Raw genomic sequence first — 15,702 nt, forward strand, 5'->3', positions numbered from 1 at the left:
ACGTCGGGCGCGCCGATCTGCAGCGGCATGATCCAGTTCGCGAAACCGGCGAACAGCGGCGTCGCGAACATCAGCAGCATGATCGTGCCGTGCATCGTGAACGCCTGGTTGAACTGCTCGTTCGACACGATCTGCAGACCCGGCCGGGCCAGCTCGGCGCGCATCAGCAGGGCGAGCAGCCCGCCGACGCAGAAGAACGCGAACGCCGTGACCAGGTAGAGCGTGCCGATCGTCTTGTGGTCGGTGGTGGTCAGCCACTTCACGGGGGATCTCATGCCCCGTACGTGTCCGGACGTTCGCGTTCCTTCACAGGCGCCGGGCCCACCGAGGTGCGATCCACCTCACACCACACGCATGTGAAGATCTCTGCCATGCCGGACATCAGCCGATCATGAGCACGGAGGAAACCTTCGCCGCTGCCTATCGCGCGCACTACTGGGCGGTCAGCCGCTTCGTGGCGCGACGGCTGGACGGGCAGGCGCACGAGGTGGAAGAAGTGGTGTCGGAGGTGTTCTCCATAGCCTGGAGACGCCGGGCGGAGATGCCCGACCCGCCACTGCCCTGGTTGTACGGTGTGGCCCGCAACTGCCTGGCCAACACCGTCCGCGGCATGTCCCGCTACCGCCGCCTCCTGCTCAGGCTCGGCCACCACGAGACCGCCCACCGCCGGCACACCGTGGACAGCCCCGACGCGGACCGCCCCGGTGCCTGGGTGCACGAGGCCCTCGCCCGCCTCTCCCCGGCCGACCAGGAGGCGCTGCGCCTGACCGCCTGGGAGGAGCTGACCCTCGACGAACTGGCCGTGGCCCTGGGCTGCAGCCGCAGCGCCGCCGCCATGCGCCTGCACCGGGCCCGCCGCCGCCTGCGCGCCGAGGCCGACCGCTTACGGCCCACTGCCCTGCCCGTAGGGTCCGACACACGAACCGACGTGCGCGCTGGAGGCGACGACGATGCATGACGAACTGGAACTGCTGCGCACGGCCAACCCCGTACCCTCCACCGACGGCCCCTGGCGCGACGGCCCGCTGGACGCCGACGCCGAACGCGCCCTGAACCGCCTCCTGCACCGCGACCGCATCAAAAGAACCGGCGTCCTCCTCATAGTCCGAGCCGAGGCCACGGTCCTCGCCCTGGTCGGAGTACTCGCCCTGAGCCTGTCGGCGTGCCGCTGACCGCCGACGGGAGCAAGCGACCGGGACGAACAACATCCCGGCCGCGCCGCGCGGTTGCCGTGACTCTCGGACGCAAGGTACCGGCCGTATCAGCCGGCCTTGACCCTGACCGGGACGATCCCACTCGACTATTGGTCACGCCGCAGCCGGAAAACAGAAAAGCCCCCGGCGAACCGGGGGCTTTTACTGGTGTCCGAAGGGGGACTTGAACCCCCACGCCCGATAAAGGGCACTAGCACCTCAAGCTAGCGCGTCTGCCATTCCGCCACCCGGACCAGGTGTTGTCTCCGGCGGGGTGTTCCCCGCGGCGACATGGATAACAATACCAAGGTTTCACAGTGCCTTTACGCCTCTGTCCTGCGAAAACACCCACCCCCGAAGAGACCGGGGCGCCACAGGGTGGCACAGGACTGGACGGAGACGTTCGGAGTGCCGCCGCCGGGTGTCCGTAACCCGGAACCAGAACGAGGCGCTGTGGCGATTTCCCCTTTGGCGCGGTGGTCTTCATGATCCCGGAGAGCCGAAGTTGCACGGCACAACTGCCGGCGGTGGACTGGAGGCAACGGCCGAACCTCGAACAGCCTGACCGGAGGTCATCATGGTCAAGGTAACGCAGCTGTCCGGCAAGGGTGTGGCGGGACTGGAAAGCGACCCGCCCCTGTACCACTTCGACGCAACCGCGGAAGAGCTGGGACAGCTGATCGCCGACCCTCGCCGCTTCCTCGAGGACGCCGGGTTGCCCGCCTCGGCAGCCAATAGCATCACGCTCAGCAAGTGGGCCGACGCCTACTCGCCGGAGCGGGGGTGGGTGCTGAGGAAAGACGCCGGAAGCGCCTCTAGCTGTTGCTATGTGTCGGACAACGAAATGACCTGCCACGTCCACGAGCAGTGAGGCGGTAGGGCAGCGAGCTGCGGGCTCCCAGCCCGCACGGTGTCCTTGATCTGGAGCAGGACCAGGGCGCCCCTGCCGGTGCCGACCGATTCGAGACTGACGCCCGACTCGGTCCGGGAAAACAGAAAAACCCCAGGTCAACTGGGGTTCCTGCTGGTGTCCGAGGGGGGACTTGAACCCCCACGCCCGATAAAGGGCACTAGCACCTCAAGCTAGCGCGTCTGCCATTCCGCCACCCGGACCAGGTGTTGTCTCCGGCGGGGTGTTCCCCGCGGCGACATGGATAACAATACCAAGGTTTCGGAGTGCCTTTCACCTGGGTATCTGCGCGGGGCATAAGGTCTACTTATGGGCAATACGGGGCAACCCCGGGCGGCGGTGGGTGCGCGGCGGCGGCCGCGGCCGCTGTCGCCGTTGCGGGAGCACCTGCGGGACACGTTCTGGTTCACGCCCACCGCCGGGCTCGTCGGCGCTGCGGGGCTGGCCGCCGGGGTGCTGGAGGTGGACCGGTTCGTCGTCGGGATGCTGCAGGCGGACGGGGACTACGAGGCCGTCGAGTCCTTGATCGGGATCGCCGACGACGCCAAGACGATCATCACGACCGTCGGCTCGGCGATGCTGACCTTCATCGGTGTGGTCTTCTCGATCTCCCTGGTCGCGCTGCAGGTGGCCGGCGGGCAGTTCTCCCAGCGCGTGGTGCGGCTGTACGTCCGCAGCCGGATCACCAAGTGCACGTTCGCGGTCTTCCTGGCGACGTTCCTGTTCGCCCTGCTCGTGCAGGCCGCCTACGAGGGCGACGAGAACCCCCGCACCGTCTCCACCGTCCCGGTCTTCTCCGGCATCGTGTGCGTCGTGCTGGTGCTGGTGAGCCTGGGGCTGTTCATCGCCTACGTGAACTCCACGCTGCGGCTGATGCGCGTGAGCTACGTGATCGACCGGATCACCCGGGAGTCCTTCCGCGTGCTGGACAAGCACGGTGTCGCGGACGACCAGCGGCCCGCGCTCGCGGAGCCGACCGCGGAGATCGCCCACACGGGCCGGGCCGGGGTGCTTCGGGACGTGCACGTCGCCCGGCTGGTGCGGGTCGCGCGGCGGCACGGCGTCGTCCTGCGGCTGATCCCGCGGATCGGGGACTTCGTGGTGCCCGGGACGCCTGTGCTGGCGGTCCACGGCGGGGCCGCGCCGCCGCCCCGCGCGCTGCGGTACACCGTGTCCGTGGGCGTGGAGCGGACCTTCCACCAGGACCTGGGCTTCGGGCTGCGGCAGCTGTCGGACATCGCGCAGCGGGCTCTGTCCCCCGCCGTGAACGATCCGACGACCGCCGTGCAGTGCCTGGACCGGATCACCCAGTTCCTCGCCGCCCTGGCCCGCCGCCCGCTCGGGGCGCTGCACCACTGCGACCGCCGGGGCGCCGTCCGCCTGGTGCAGGACGTGCCCGGCTGGGCGGACCTGGTCGACCTGGGGTTCGCGGAGATCCGCGGCTGCGCGACCGGCAGCCCCCAGGTGACCCGGCGGCTGATGGCCGCCCTGGAGGACCTGTGGTGGCTGGCCCCCGAGGACCGGCGCCCGCCGCTGGAACGGCACCGCGCACTGCTGGAGCACGCCGTGTCGCGCACGGTGCCGGACGCGGCGGACCGGGAATTCGCGCTGCTGGCCGATCGGCAGGGGATCGGATAGCCCGGCGGGCGGGGAGCGTCTGCCCGGGAGAAATCCCTCGAGGCGTCGGCAGGGATCAGTCAGGGCGTCCGGCCGCTGAGCCGGCGCCTGCGCACCCGCCACGCCGCACCCGCACCCGCACCCGCCGCATCGCGGCGGTCGGGCGCCACGGTGGCCCGGTAGCCCAGCAAGCCCCGCGCCCCCCGGCCATGGCGGCGCTCATCCGGGCCCCACGGCACCGCGGCCTCCGCCACAGCAGCAGCCCGCCGTCACGGCATCACAGCCCACCCCACCGCATCGCCACCCACCCTCACGGCATCAAGTGGTACTCCGGGAAGTTTCCCGGCAGCCGTTCGCCGGTCGGGCCCTCCGTCACCGCTCGCACCAGCAGTTCCCCGCCGACGAAGGCCCCGCGCCACGACGCCCCGAAGCCGCCGAAGAGCTCCTCGCGGTCGCCGCGCGAGCGGGGGCCGTTGCGGCCGACCTTGAACGCCCGGATCTGCGGGGCCAGGCGCGCGAAGACCGCTTCGTCGTCGCAGGAGAGGGCCGCCACGAGCGCGCCGTTGCTGGCGTTCATGGCGGCGAGCAGCTCGGCCTCGGTGTCGACCGGGACGACGGTGTCGACGGGGCCGAAGGGCTCGGCGTGGTGGAGGGGCGAGGAGGGCGGCGGGCTCAGGAGCGCGACGGCAGGTACGTAGGCGCCGGTGTCCTGGCCGGGCAGGAAGCGGCCGTCGGCCAGGCGGCCGCGGTGCAGCGGGACGGCGCCCCGGCGGACGGCCTCGGCCACCTGGCCGGTCAGCTCCTCCGCCTTGGCGGCGTTGATCAGGGGGCCGAAGTCGAGCTCGGGAAGGTCGTCGCCGGGTGCCTCCACGGCGAGCGGGTGGCCGAAGCGGACGTCGCGCACCGCGGGCAGGTAGACCGCGAGGAAGTCCGCGAAGGCCTCCCGCTGCACGACGAACCGCGGGTAGGCCGTGCAGCGCTGCTTGGCGTACTCGAAGGTCTTGCGGATCCGCGCACCGAGCGCCGTCCAGTCGCTGAAGCCCCAGACGCCCCAGGCGTTGAGGCCCTCCTGTTCGAGTACGTGGCGCTTGCCGAGGTCGGCCACGGCGGTGGCGACCCGCGCGCCGGTGTCCCGGCCGCCGACGAAGGAGACGCACCCGATGCCCGGGGCGCGCACGAGCGCCTCGGAGAGCTCGCCGCCGCTGCCGCTGACCAGGGTCAGGGGGACTCCCTCGCGCGCCGCGAGCGCCGAGGCCAGCGTCAGGCAGGCCAGGCCGCCGTCGGTGGGGGTCTTGGCGATCACGGCGTTGCCGGCCAGCGCCTGGACGAGCATGGCGTGGACGAGGACGCTCATCGGGTAGTTCCAGCTCGCGATGTTGCTGACGGGGCCGGGCAGCGGGGCGCGCCCCGGCAGCATGCGGTCGATCTCCGCCACGTACCAGCGGACGCCGTCGACCGCGCGGTCCACGTCCGCCCGGGCCAGGCGCCAGGGCTTGCCGATCTCCCAGACCAGCAGGAGCGCCAGCAGGTCGCGGTGGGCGTCCAGGGCGTCGAGGGCCGCGGCGACGCGCGCTTTGCGGTCGGCGAGCGGGACGTGGAGCCACTCGCGGTGCGCGTCCACGGCGGCGCGGACGGCCCGGTGGGCGGTGGCCGCGTCGAGGCGCGGCGGGCCGGGGACGGGGGTGCCGTCGACGGGCGTGACCGCGGGCAGCGGCGTGCCGTCGGGCTGCCAGGTGCCGGCCCAGAGGTTGAGGACCCGCTCGTCGCGGAACGCCTCGGGGGCCGCGGCCAGGCAACGCTGCCAGGCTCCGGCCCACTCGGTGCCGGGCTTGAGCACGAGGGGGGCAGCAGGCGCGCCCACGGGAGGCGTCTGCGTCTCGCGCAAGGGATGGAAAGGATGGAAAGGACGTAAGGGAGGGGTGCGGTCGGATGCCATCGCTGATCTCCGCTCTCGGTACGGGAGGGGCGGGAACGTCGGCGGTCCACTACCGGACGGTAGTCATACGGAACGGTAGCCATGCGGCGGGCCGCCGGAGGCGCCCCGGCCCCCGATGAGGCCCACGTCACGCCCGGGCCACAATGGAGCGTCCAGCAACCCCACCACCACCGGGACTGATCGCTCATGGGACGGGTCACCGAACGCCGCCGCGTCATCCGCATCCGGGACGGGGCGGTCACCGCCCGCCCCGACACGCTCGTGGCCGAGGAGCCCCTGGAGATCCGGCTGAACGGCAAACCGCTGGCCATCACCATGCGCACGCCGGGCGACGACTTCGCGCTCGCGGCCGGCTTCCTGGTGAGCGAGGGCGTGCTGGGCCGCGCCGACGAGCTCGCCAACATCGTCTATTGCGCGGGCGCGACGGAGGACGGGTCCAACACGTACAACGTCGTCGACGTGCGCCTCGCGCCCGGCGTGCCCGTCCCCGACGTCACCCTGGAGCGCAACGTCTACACGACGTCCTCCTGCGGCCTGTGCGGGAAGGCGAGCCTGGATGCCGTACGGACCACGGCGCGGCATCCCCTGTCCGACGGGCCGGAGGGCCCGATGCGGCTCGAACCGGCGCTGCTGGCCTCCCTCCCCGACCGGCTGCGGGAGGCGCAGCGGGTCTTCGACCGCACGGGCGGGCTGCACGCCGCGGCGCTGTTCTCGGCGGACGGCGAACTGCTGGACGCGCGCGAGGACGTGGGCCGGCACAACGCCGTTGACAAGATCGTCGGCCGCGCGCTCCAGCAGGGTCTCCTGCCGCTGTCCGGGACGGTGCTGATGGTCTCCGGGCGGGCCTCGTTCGAGCTGGCGCAGAAGGCGGTGATGGCCGGGATCCCCGTACTCGCCGCCGTCTCGGCGCCCTCGTCGCTGGCCGTTGACCTCGCGGCGGAGACGGGGCTGACGCTGGTGGGCTTCCTGCGCGGGACGTCGATGAACGTGTACGCGGGAGAGCAGCGGATCGCCCTCGGGGAGCGGGCGGCGAACGACTGACGTCGCGTCTGCGGGCGACGGAACGGCCGGGATACGGCCGGGATGCGGCCGGTACAACCCATACAACCGGTACGGCACCGCCGAACCGCCACGGCCCGGCTGCGCACCGCGGGACCGCCACGGCCCGGCTGCGCACCGCCGCAGCGGGGCACGGCCGCCGCGACGGGCACGGGCGCAGGGCCACGGCGGCGAGAGCCCGGCGGACATGCCAGGCGGGCACGTCCGGCAGGCGCATCCCGGCGGACACGCCAAGGGGGGCACTCCCGTCCGCCACATCCGCCAACCACTCCCGGCGGGCACGCCTGACGAACACACTCCCGGCGGACACGTCAGGAGGCCGCTCCCGGCGGACACGCCGGGCGAACGCTCTCAGCGGACACGTCCAGCGGGCACATCCACCAGGTACGTCAGGCGGGCACGTCCGGCAGGCGCACCCCACAGGCGCGCCGGACAGGCACATCCGGCAAGCGCACCCCACAGACACCTCAGACACGCACAACCGGCAAGCGCACCCCGCAGACGCCTCAGGCCACCGGGCCCTGTTCCCGCTCCTCCGCCACGCGCGCGAGCAGCGCGGTGAACTGCTGCCGCTCCGCGGGCGTCAGCGCGCCCAGCAGCGCCTCGTTGGCCTCGTCGCCCAGGCGGGCGAGCCGGTGCAGGCAGCTGCGGCCCTCGGCGGTGAGGGCGATGGCGTTCTTGCGGCGGTCGCCGGGGTCGGGCGTGCGGGTGACGAAGCCGGCCCGCTGGAGGTCGTTGAGGATGCCGACCATGTCCTTGGGGTCGAAGCCGGTCATCCGGCCGAGGGCGGCCTGTGCGACGGGGCCGGAGTCGGCTACGGCGGCGAGGACGGCGTGGTGCGGCATGCGCAGGCCCTCGCGGGCGAACGCCTCGGTGAGCAGGCGGCGGCCCCGTGCGGAGGCGCGGTTGAGGAGCCAGCTGGGGAGGGCGCGGATCTGGTCGAGCGCGGGCTCGTGGGGCTCTGTCATGGTGCGACCCTACCGAGATATCCGTTGGGACCCCCAATAAAAAACGTTGGACATCCCAATGAAAGCCGGTCTATCGTTGGGACTCCCAACGAAAACCGTTGGGGACCCCCACGACATCCCGGAGGTGCGCCCCATGCGCCGTGTCCGCTATCACCAGAACGGCGGCCCCGAGGTCCTGCAGCTGGAGGAGACCGACGTCCCCCGCCCCGGCCCCGGCGAACTGCTGCTGCGTACCGAGGCCGTCGGCGTCACCCTGCCGGTCGTACGAAAGGTGCGCGGCGGCGGCCTCCCGCTGCCCGCGAGCCCGGGCGGCGAGGTGGCCGGGGAGGTCGTGGCGACCGGCCCCGGCGTCACGGGCTTCGCGGTCGGCGACCGCGTCACCGGTCTGTGCTTCGCCGACGCCTACGCCGACCACTCCCTCCTGAACACGGCGATGGCCTCCCCGATACCCGACGACGCGAGCGCCACGGACGCCGTGGCGCTGGTCCGCTGCGGCCTGGTGGCCCGCGGCGCCTACGCGGCGGCCCGGCCGGCCGCAGGCGAGTCGGTGATGGTGACGGCCGCGGCGAGCGGTGTGGGCCACCTCGCCGTGCAGCTCGCCAAGGAGCTCGGCGCCGGGCGGGTCGTGGCGGCGGTCGGTTCCGCGGCGGCGGAGGCCAAGGCCGGCTTCCTGCGGGAGCTGGGCGCGGACCACGTCGTGACGTACGACGACCTCGCCCGCGAGGAGGCCGATGCCGACCGCTGGGGCGGTGCGGTCGACGTCGTCCTGGACGCCGTCGGCGGCGAGTTCCTCTCCCCGGCCCTCGCCGCCCTGGCGCCCGGCGGCCGGCTCGTCGCGTACAGCTCGGGCGGCGGCACGATCGAGGCGTACGACCTGCTCGTCGGCGCGAAGTCCGTGATCGGTTTCCAGATGGCGCTGATCGCCCGCCACCGACCGGAGCTGATGGAGCAGTGGCGGCAGGAGCTGTGGGAGCTGTTCGCCGCCGGCCGGCTTCGGCCGCGCGTGCACGCCGAACTGCCCCTGGAGGCCGCCGCGCGGGCGCACGAGATCACCGAGACGCGCGTCAACCTGGGCAAGGTCGTCCTGCGGCCGGCGTGAACCCGTATGGGCTCATCGGCCGAGTCCGCCTTGTGTGACAGTCGTACGGCACCTACGTTCGGCCTCATGGCGCCGCCGCACGTCCGCACTGGTCCCGCCGTCCCCGCCGTCCCCACCGCCCAAACCGTCCCCGCCGTCCCCGCCTTCCCCCGACGCCCCGTCAGAAGCGCGGTTGCCGCTGCCGCGCTGGCGGGCTCGTTCCTCCTCCTCCCGCCCGTCGCGGCGCAGCAGGCCCGCGCCACGGGCGGCACCCCGGCGCCCGGGTTCACGGGCACCCCGTCCGCCGGGCTCACCGGCACCTCGCCCGCCGCGTTCGAGGAGCAGGTCCTGTTCAAGGCCGGCCAGGAGGCCGACGACGGCGTCTACGCCTGCTTCCGCATCCCGGCGCTGGCCACCACCGCCCGCGGCACCGTCCTCGCCTTCGCCGAGGGCAGGAAGGGCGACTGCAGCGACGCCACCGACATCGACGTCGTGGTCAAGCGCTCGGCCGACGCCGGCCGCACGTGGAGCCCGCTGCAGGTGGTGGACGAGGGCCGCGGCGACACCCACGGCAACCCCGCCCCCGTCGTCGACGCGCGCAGCGGCCGGATCACCCTCCTCACGACGTACAACAAGGGCCGTCCCGGCGGCGGCAACTGCGACGTGCCCTGCGACCGCACCCCCCACCTGCAGTACAGCGAGGACGACGGCGCGAGCTGGTCCGCGCCGCAGGACGTCACCCGGGAACTGCGGCCGCCCGGCTGGAACTCCTGGTACGCCACCGGCCCCGGGCACGGCCTCCGGCTCACCCACGGGCCGCACCGCGGCCGCCTGGTCGTCGGACTCAACGCCGAGAGCCACGACGGCACCCGCGTCCGCGCCAACCACGCGGCGCTCGCCCTCAGCGACGACGGGGGCGCGCACTGGCGGCTGGGGGCCGTGGACACCCACGACATCACCCCTGAGGGCACGTACGGGCAGAAGCCGTCCGAGCTGACGCTCGCCGAGCGGTCCGACGGATCGGTGTACGCGGGCGGGCGCGAGCAGGACGGCACCGAGCTCGGCAACCGCGACTTCGCCGTCAGCCCGGACGGGGGCACGGGCTTCGACGGGCCCTTCCGGGCGGTCCCGGACCTCTACACGCCCATGGTGCAGGGGTCGGTGGCCGTACCGCGCCCCGGGCGCTGGCTCTTCGCCTCGCCCGCCGACCCCGACCGGCGGCGCTCGATGACGATCCGCTCCTCCTACGACGAGGGGCGCACCTGGGAGGGCGTGGAGCACGGCAGGCTCGTGACGGCCGACTGGGCGGGGTACTCCGACATGGCCGTCGTCGAGGCCGAGGGAGCCTCCGAAGGCGCCGGCCGCGGCTCCGACCCCGGCTCCGGATCCGGCTCCGAAAGCCCCGACGCCGAGGGCCGCGCTGCGGACGCCGACGGCGTCACGACCGGCCTGCTCTACGAGGCGGGCAAGCGCGACGCGCGCGACGAGATCCGGTTCGCCCGCTTCACGGAGGAGTGGCTGGGGCCCCGCCCCGCGCCCTCACCCGTGACGCCGGACCGGGCGCCGGGGGCGCGGGGCGCGCTCGTCCTGGGAGGTCCGCGACCGGCCGCCGGGCGCTTCGGCGGGGCCCTCGCCTTCGACGGCGCGGACGACGCCGTGCGGCTGCCCTACCGGCCCTCCCTGCCTCTGGGGACACGGGACTTCACGGCGTCCCTGTGGTTCCGGTCCCGGCCGGCAGCCGGGTCCGGAACCGGGTCCAGGACCGCGGCCGCGCGGGGCGAGCAGCCACTGCTGTGGATGGGCGGGATGGGCGGAGCGCCCCAGGTGGCGCTCCGGCTCACGCCCGGGGGGCGGGTCACCGGACAGGTGACGGCGGTTGCCGGGGCTGGGCCCGCCCGCACGGTCGTCGTACGGTCCGCCGGCGCGTACGGGGACGGGCTGTGGCACCAGGCGGTGCTGCGGCGCGGCGGGGGGCGGATCGTCCTCACCGTGGACGGGGTGGCGGTGACGGCGGCCGGCGTACCGGGGGCGGTGAGCCGCAATTCGACGTTCGGGGTGCACCTGGGGCAGCGCCCGGACGGCCGGGAGCACTTGGCCGGGGAGCTGGACGACGTCCGGGTGTACGGGCGGACGCTGACGGGCCGTGAGGTCGCGCGGCTGCGCGGGGGTGGGAGGCCGGAGTCAGGACCAGGGTCGGGATCAGGACCAGGGTCGGGATCAGGAGCAGGCTCGGGATCAGGAGCAGGCTCGGGATGGGGATCGGGATCCCCGCGCGACCTCGTGCTGTGGCTGCCGCTGGACCGCACCGGCTGACTGGCTGACCGGCTCGGCCCGGGCCGCCCGGCTGACGCGGTCCGGACCCTCCCGACGCGATCCGGCACCGCCCGTTGTGGTCCGGCCCGCCCGACGCGGTCCGGGCGAACGCGCTCGCCGCCGCCCGCCCGCCTGTCACCGTCCAGCCACCCCTGCCCCCTCCCCCCCGTCCAGGCACCGCCGCCGGCAGCGCCGCACCGGTCACGGTCCGGGCGTCACGTGCGGACCGGCGCCGGCACCGCGGCGGGCTCCTGCACCGCCAGGCGCCCGTACCTCTTCGCCAGGACCGCCCCCACCATCAGCTGCATCTGGTGGAAGAGCATCAGCGGCAGCACGGCCAGGCTCGCCTCGGCCCCGAACAGCACGCCCGCCATGGGCAGGCCCGCCGCCAGGCTCTTCTTCGAACCGCAGAAGATGATGGCCAGCCCGTCCTCACGGCTGAAGCCGAGCCGGCGCGAGCCGAAGGTGGTGACCGTGAGCATCAGCCCCAGGAGCGCGGCCTCCACCCCCAGGAGGGCCAGCAGCCGCAGCGGGGTGACCTCGTGCCAGATGCCGCGGACCATGCCCGCGCTGAACGCCGTGTAGACGACCAGGAGGATCGAGCCGCGGTCCACGTAGCCGAGCACCTTCTTGTGCCGGGTGAGGAAGCCGCCCACGCGGCGGCGCAGCAGCTGGCCCGCGAGGAAGGGCACGAGGAGCTGCAGCACGATCGACAGCAGCGAACGGGAGGAGAATCCGCCGCCGCTGTTGCCGAGGAGGAGCGCTGCGAGCAGCGGGGTGAGGGCGATGCCGACGATGCTGGAGAACGATCCGGCGCACACCGCCGCCGCCACGTTGCCGCGCGCGATGGACGTGAAGGCGATCGAGGACTGGATGGTCGAGGGCACCAGGCACAGGAACAGCAGCCCGGAGTACAGCTGGGGGGTCAGGACGACGGGGACCAGGCCGCGGGCGGCGAGGCCGAGCAGCGGGAAGAGCACGAAGGTGCAGCCGAGGACGGTCAGGTGCAGCCGCCAGTGGCGCAGGCCGTCCATCGCCTCGCGGGTGGAGAGGCGGGCGCCGTAGAGGAAGAACAGCAGCGCCACGGCGCCGGTGGAGGCGCCGCCCACGACGGTCGCCGCCTGGCCCCGGGCGGGCAGGAGGGCGGCGAGGGCCACGGTGCCCAGGAGGGCCGCTACATAAGGGTCGATGGGAACGCGTATGCGAATGCGCGGCATGGACCCCAGCCTGCCGCCCCGGGCGCCTATCCGGAACCCCGGTTGCCGCTCTGACTGTCATCACGGATCGCGATGAGCAGCGGGGGTGAGCAGGGTGAGCGGCGATAGGCTCGTCGGGTGTTCGAGCCCGTGCAGCTCCGTACGTTCCTGGCCGTCGCGCAGACGCTGAGCTTCACCCAGGCCGGCGTCCGCCTGGGCGTCCGGCAGTCGACCGTGAGTCAGCAGGTCCGCAGGCTGGAGGCGGCGGCCGGGCGGCAGCTGTTCACCCGCGACACGCACAGCGTGCGGCTGACCGAGGACGGCGAGGCCATGCTGGGCTTCGCCCGCACGATCCTGGAGGCGAACGAGCGCGCCGCGCACTGGTTCGCGGGCACCCGGCTGCGCGGGCGGCTGCGGTTCGGGGCGTCGGAGGACTTCGTGCTGACCCGGCTGCCCGAGGTCCTGGAGGGGTTCCGGCGCGAGCACCCGGAAGTGGACCTGGAGCTGACCGTCGACCTGTCGGAGACGCTGCAGCGGCGGCTGGCGGCCGGGCGGCTGGACCTGGTGCTCGCCAAGCGCCACCCCGACGAACCGCACGGGCGGCTCGTGTGGCGCGACCGGCTGGTGTGGATCGGCGGCGAGCGGCTGCGCCTGGACCCCCACCGGCCGCTGCCCCTGATCGCCTTCCCGCCGCCCGCAGTGACCCGGGCGCGCGCCCTGGAGGTGCTGGAGCGCAGCGGCCGGGCCTGGCGGGTGGTCTGCACGAGCGGCAGCCTCAACGGCCTGGTGGCCGCGGCCCGCGCCGGCCTCGGCGTCATGGCGCACACCCTGGGCATGATCCCTCCCGGGCTGGTGCACCTCCCGTCCGGTCCGGGCCTGCCCGAGCTGGGCGGGGTCGACGTGGTGCTGCTGCACGGCGCCGCGCCGGACAGCGCGGCGAGACAGCCCGCGGAGGCCCTGGCCCAGGCCGTCCTCGCGGCGGGCGACCGGCTGCAGACGTAGCGCGGGCGCGCGGGGCGGTGCCGGCCGGGCGGCCGGGCGGTCCCGGCACCGCCGGGTACGCCGTCAGGCACCGCCGGACACGTCGTTCGGCACCGCCGGATACGCCGTAGGGGGTTGCACGCCGCCGCGGCGGAAGGGAATGACCGGAGCGGCACTCCGGCACCCACCCCGGCGGTGACCAGCAGCGCGCACAACATTGCTCGCCGCCACGGCGGAAAGGGACGGCCGGAGCGGCACCCGCCCCGCCCCGGCCCCGCCGCCGCAGGCGGCCTGCCCGCGGCCGCACGAGACACCCCCCGCACGTCCGGAATCCGGCCACGTCCGGATTCCGGGCGCGCTAGGGGATCCGCCCCAACAGAACACCCTTTCGGGGGGATTGAGGGGAGCGGGGGCCGGGTAGGGGCATCGCGCTGTGCGGAGCATGACAAGGAGCTGCCGTTGCGCCAGAGCTGCCCGTTGCACGAGTACACCGTGCCGCCCCTCGTGACGGCACCCCCCGTCGGAGGCCTGGCGGATGTCGTGTTCGACCGTGCCGCGGAGGATCCCGGGCAGGCGGCGTTCGGCCGGAAGGGGCCGGACGGCCGCTGGCGGGACGTGACGGCGGCCGCGTTCCGGGACGAAGTACTGGCGCTGGCCAAGGGTTTGCTCGCCGAGGGCGTGCGGTTCGGCGACCGGGTCGCCGTCATGTCCCGTACGCGCTACGAGTGGACGCTCTTCGACTTCGCGCTGTGGTCGATCGGCGCCCAGCCCGTACCGCTGTACCCGACGGCCTCCCCCGAGCAGGTCTGCTGGATCCTGCACGACGCGGGCGTGACGGCGTGCGTCGTCGAGCACGGGGACCACGCGATGACGGTCGGTTCGGTCGTCGACCGGCTGCCGGGGCTGAGCCGCCTGTGGCAACTGGACGCGGGGGCCGTCGAGACGCTGAGCGCCGCCGGGGCCCGGATCGGCGACGACGTGGTGGAGCGGCACCGGCTGGCCCTCACCCCGGCGACGCCCGCCACCGTCGTCTACACCTCCGGCACCACGGGCCGCCCCAAGGGCTGCGTGCTGACCCACGCCAACTTCATGGCCGAGGCCGACAACGTCGTCAGACGCTACGAGCAGGTCTTCCGCTCCCGCCCGGGCGACGAGGCGGCGACGCTGCTGTTCCTGCCGCTGGCCCACGTGTTCGGGCGGATGGTGCAGGTCGCGGCGGTGCGCGGGCGGGTCAAGCTCGGCCACCAGCCGCAGCTGACCGCCGCCGCGCTGCTGCCGGACCTGCGGGCGTTCCGGCCGACGTTCGTCCTCGCGGTCCCCTACGTCCTGGAGAAGATCTTCGCGCTGGCCCGGCGCGCCGCGGAGGCGGAGGGCCGGGCCGCGCCGTTCGAGCGGGCCGTCGACGTGGCGGTGCGGTACGCGGAGGCGCTGGAGCACCGGGCGTTCGGCACCGGCGCGGGGCCCGGGGCCGCACTGCGGCTCCAGCACCAGGTCTTCGACCGGCTCGTCTACGCCAAGGTGCGGGAGGCGCTGGGCGGGCGGGTGCGGCACGCCATGTCGGGCGGCTCGGCGATGGACCGGAGGCTGGGGCTGTTCTACGCGGGCGCGGGCGTGACCGTGCTGGAGGGCTACGGCTTGACCGAGACGACCGGGGCCGCGACCGCCAACCCGCCCGAGCGGCCCCGCTTCGGCACCGTCGGGCAGCCGGTCCCCGGCACCACCGTACGGATCGCCGGGGACGGCGAGATCTGGCTGCGCGGCGGCCAGGTCTTCGCCGGATACCTGGGCGACGCGGGGGCGACGGGCGCGGTGCTGCAGCAGGGCTGGTTCGCGACGGGCGACCTGGGGCGGCTGGACGGGGACGGCTATCTGACCATCACCGGGCGGAAGAAGGAGATCCTGGTGACGTCGGGCGGCAAGAGCCTGTCGCCGGTGGCCCTGGAGGAGCGCGTACGGGCCCACCCGCTCGTCGCCCACTGCGTCGTCGTGGGCAACGACCGCCCGTACGTGGCCGCGCTGGTGACGCTGGACGAGGAGGCGGTCGCGCACTGGCTGCACCTGCACGGCAAGGAGCCGGCGGGTCCCGGCGGGCTGCTGCGCGACGCGGACCTGGAGGCCGAGATCCGGCGGGCCGTGGTGGCCGCGAACACCCTCGTCTCGCAGGCCGAGTCCATCCGGACCTTCCGGATCCTCAGCGCCCGGTTCACCGAGGAGGAGGGCCTGCTGACCCCGTCGCTGAAGCTCAGGCGGAAGGCGATCGAGGCGGCGTACGCACGCGAGGTCGATGCGCTGTACCGCAGGTAACACCACAACGGCCCCCGCGCGGCGAAACCGCCGACGACCTCCGGGGAATAGCGTGGTAGCTACACTCGTTCACAAGTGGAGTAGCACGTACCGCTTTCTCCGAACGTAAGGAACGAGCACCCGTGAGCAAGGCACCCTTCCCTGGTT

At 73.7% G+C, this 15,702-nt stretch carries 13 protein-coding genes and 2 tRNA genes; 9 read left to right on the top strand and 6 right to left on the bottom strand.

Going from position 1 to position 15,702, the window contains the following annotated elements; all coding sequences use genetic code 11:
• Window positions 1-275, bottom strand: a 275-nt coding sequence (locus tag ACFPP6_RS19905; RefSeq protein WP_382044024.1) for a cbb3-type cytochrome c oxidase subunit I, incomplete at its 3' end; no start/stop codon positions are given.
• A gap of 116 nt (window positions 276-391) precedes the next feature.
• Here ACFPP6_RS19905 and ACFPP6_RS19910 point away from each other — a divergent pair.
• Window positions 392-958: an RNA polymerase sigma factor gene (locus tag ACFPP6_RS19910; RefSeq protein WP_382044026.1), complete on the top strand. Its 567-nt coding sequence runs from the start codon at window positions 392-394 to the stop codon at window positions 956-958.
• Window positions 951-1,172, top strand: coding sequence for a hypothetical protein (locus tag ACFPP6_RS19915; RefSeq protein WP_382044029.1), 222 nt, complete (start codon window positions 951-953; stop codon window positions 1,170-1,172). Before ACFPP6_RS19910 ends, ACFPP6_RS19915 begins: the two co-directional genes overlap by 8 nt.
• A gap of 187 nt (window positions 1,173-1,359) precedes the next feature.
• Here ACFPP6_RS19915 and ACFPP6_RS19920 read toward each other — a convergent pair.
• A tRNA-Leu gene (locus tag ACFPP6_RS19920) sits at window positions 1,360-1,447 on the bottom strand.
• 323 nt (window positions 1,448-1,770) lie between these two features.
• Between ACFPP6_RS19920 and ACFPP6_RS19925 the strand changes: the two genes are divergently transcribed.
• A complete protein-coding gene (locus ACFPP6_RS19925) occupies window positions 1,771-2,064 on the top strand; it encodes a hypothetical protein (RefSeq protein WP_382044032.1) in 294 nt (97 codons plus the stop codon).
• 154 nt (window positions 2,065-2,218) lie between these two features.
• On the opposite strand, the gene ACFPP6_RS19930 is transcribed toward ACFPP6_RS19925, so the two are convergent.
• Window positions 2,219-2,306: transfer RNA gene (locus tag ACFPP6_RS19930), tRNA-Leu, on the bottom strand.
• A gap of 106 nt (window positions 2,307-2,412) precedes the next feature.
• Here ACFPP6_RS19930 and ACFPP6_RS19935 point away from each other — a divergent pair.
• Window positions 2,413-3,741, top strand: coding sequence for a DUF2254 domain-containing protein (locus ACFPP6_RS19935; protein ID WP_382044035.1), 1,329 nt, complete (start codon window positions 2,413-2,415; stop codon window positions 3,739-3,741).
• Between the two features lie 289 nt (window positions 3,742-4,030).
• Here the strand turns inward: ACFPP6_RS19935 and ACFPP6_RS19940 are convergent, their stop codons facing one another.
• The gene (locus tag ACFPP6_RS19940; protein ID WP_382044038.1) at window positions 4,031-5,656 is read right to left on the bottom strand and encodes an aldehyde dehydrogenase family protein; all 1,626 of its coding nucleotides are present in this window, start codon (window positions 5,654-5,656) and stop codon (window positions 4,031-4,033) included.
• 186 nt (window positions 5,657-5,842) lie between these two features.
• Between ACFPP6_RS19940 and fdhD the strand changes: the two genes are divergently transcribed.
• A complete protein-coding gene (fdhD, locus tag ACFPP6_RS19945) occupies window positions 5,843-6,697 on the top strand; it encodes a formate dehydrogenase accessory sulfurtransferase FdhD (protein ID WP_382044040.1) in 855 nt (284 codons plus the stop codon).
• A gap of 524 nt (window positions 6,698-7,221) precedes the next feature.
• Here the strand turns inward: fdhD and ACFPP6_RS19950 are convergent.
• Window positions 7,222-7,683 (bottom strand): MarR family winged helix-turn-helix transcriptional regulator, encoded by a 462-nt coding sequence (locus tag ACFPP6_RS19950; protein ID WP_382044043.1) that lies wholly within the window; start codon window positions 7,681-7,683, stop codon window positions 7,222-7,224.
• A gap of 133 nt (window positions 7,684-7,816) precedes the next feature.
• On the opposite strand from ACFPP6_RS19950, the gene ACFPP6_RS19955 reads away from it, so the two are divergent.
• Window positions 7,817-8,782: a quinone oxidoreductase family protein gene (locus tag ACFPP6_RS19955; protein ID WP_382044046.1), complete on the top strand. Its 966-nt coding sequence runs from the start codon at window positions 7,817-7,819 to the stop codon at window positions 8,780-8,782.
• A gap of 66 nt (window positions 8,783-8,848) precedes the next feature.
• On the top strand, window positions 8,849-11,074 hold the full coding sequence (locus ACFPP6_RS19960) for an exo-alpha-sialidase (RefSeq protein ID WP_382044049.1): 2,226 nt from the start codon (window positions 8,849-8,851) through the stop codon (window positions 11,072-11,074).
• 215 nt (window positions 11,075-11,289) lie between these two features.
• Here the strand turns inward: ACFPP6_RS19960 and ACFPP6_RS19965 are convergent, their stop codons facing one another.
• Window positions 11,290-12,291: a bile acid:sodium symporter family protein gene (locus tag ACFPP6_RS19965; protein ID WP_382044052.1), complete on the bottom strand. Its 1,002-nt coding sequence runs from the start codon at window positions 12,289-12,291 to the stop codon at window positions 11,290-11,292.
• A gap of 117 nt (window positions 12,292-12,408) precedes the next feature.
• Here ACFPP6_RS19965 and ACFPP6_RS19970 point away from each other — a divergent pair, with 117 nt between their 5' ends.
• Both ACFPP6_RS19970 and ACFPP6_RS19975 read left to right on the top strand, forming a co-directional pair.
• On the top strand, window positions 12,409-13,272 hold the full coding sequence (locus ACFPP6_RS19970) for a LysR family transcriptional regulator (RefSeq protein ID WP_382044054.1): 864 nt from the start codon (window positions 12,409-12,411) through the stop codon (window positions 13,270-13,272).
• 456 nt (window positions 13,273-13,728) lie between these two features.
• The gene (locus tag ACFPP6_RS19975; RefSeq protein ID WP_382044579.1) at window positions 13,729-15,555 is read left to right on the top strand and encodes an AMP-dependent synthetase/ligase; all 1,827 of its coding nucleotides are present in this window, start codon (window positions 13,729-13,731) and stop codon (window positions 15,553-15,555) included.
• The last annotated feature ends 147 nt before the right edge of the window (window positions 15,556-15,702 follow it).

It is taken from the genome of Streptomyces aureoversilis (assembly GCF_042657885.1).
Lineage (GTDB): Bacteria > Actinomycetota > Actinomycetes > Streptomycetales > Streptomycetaceae > Streptomyces > Streptomyces aureoversilis.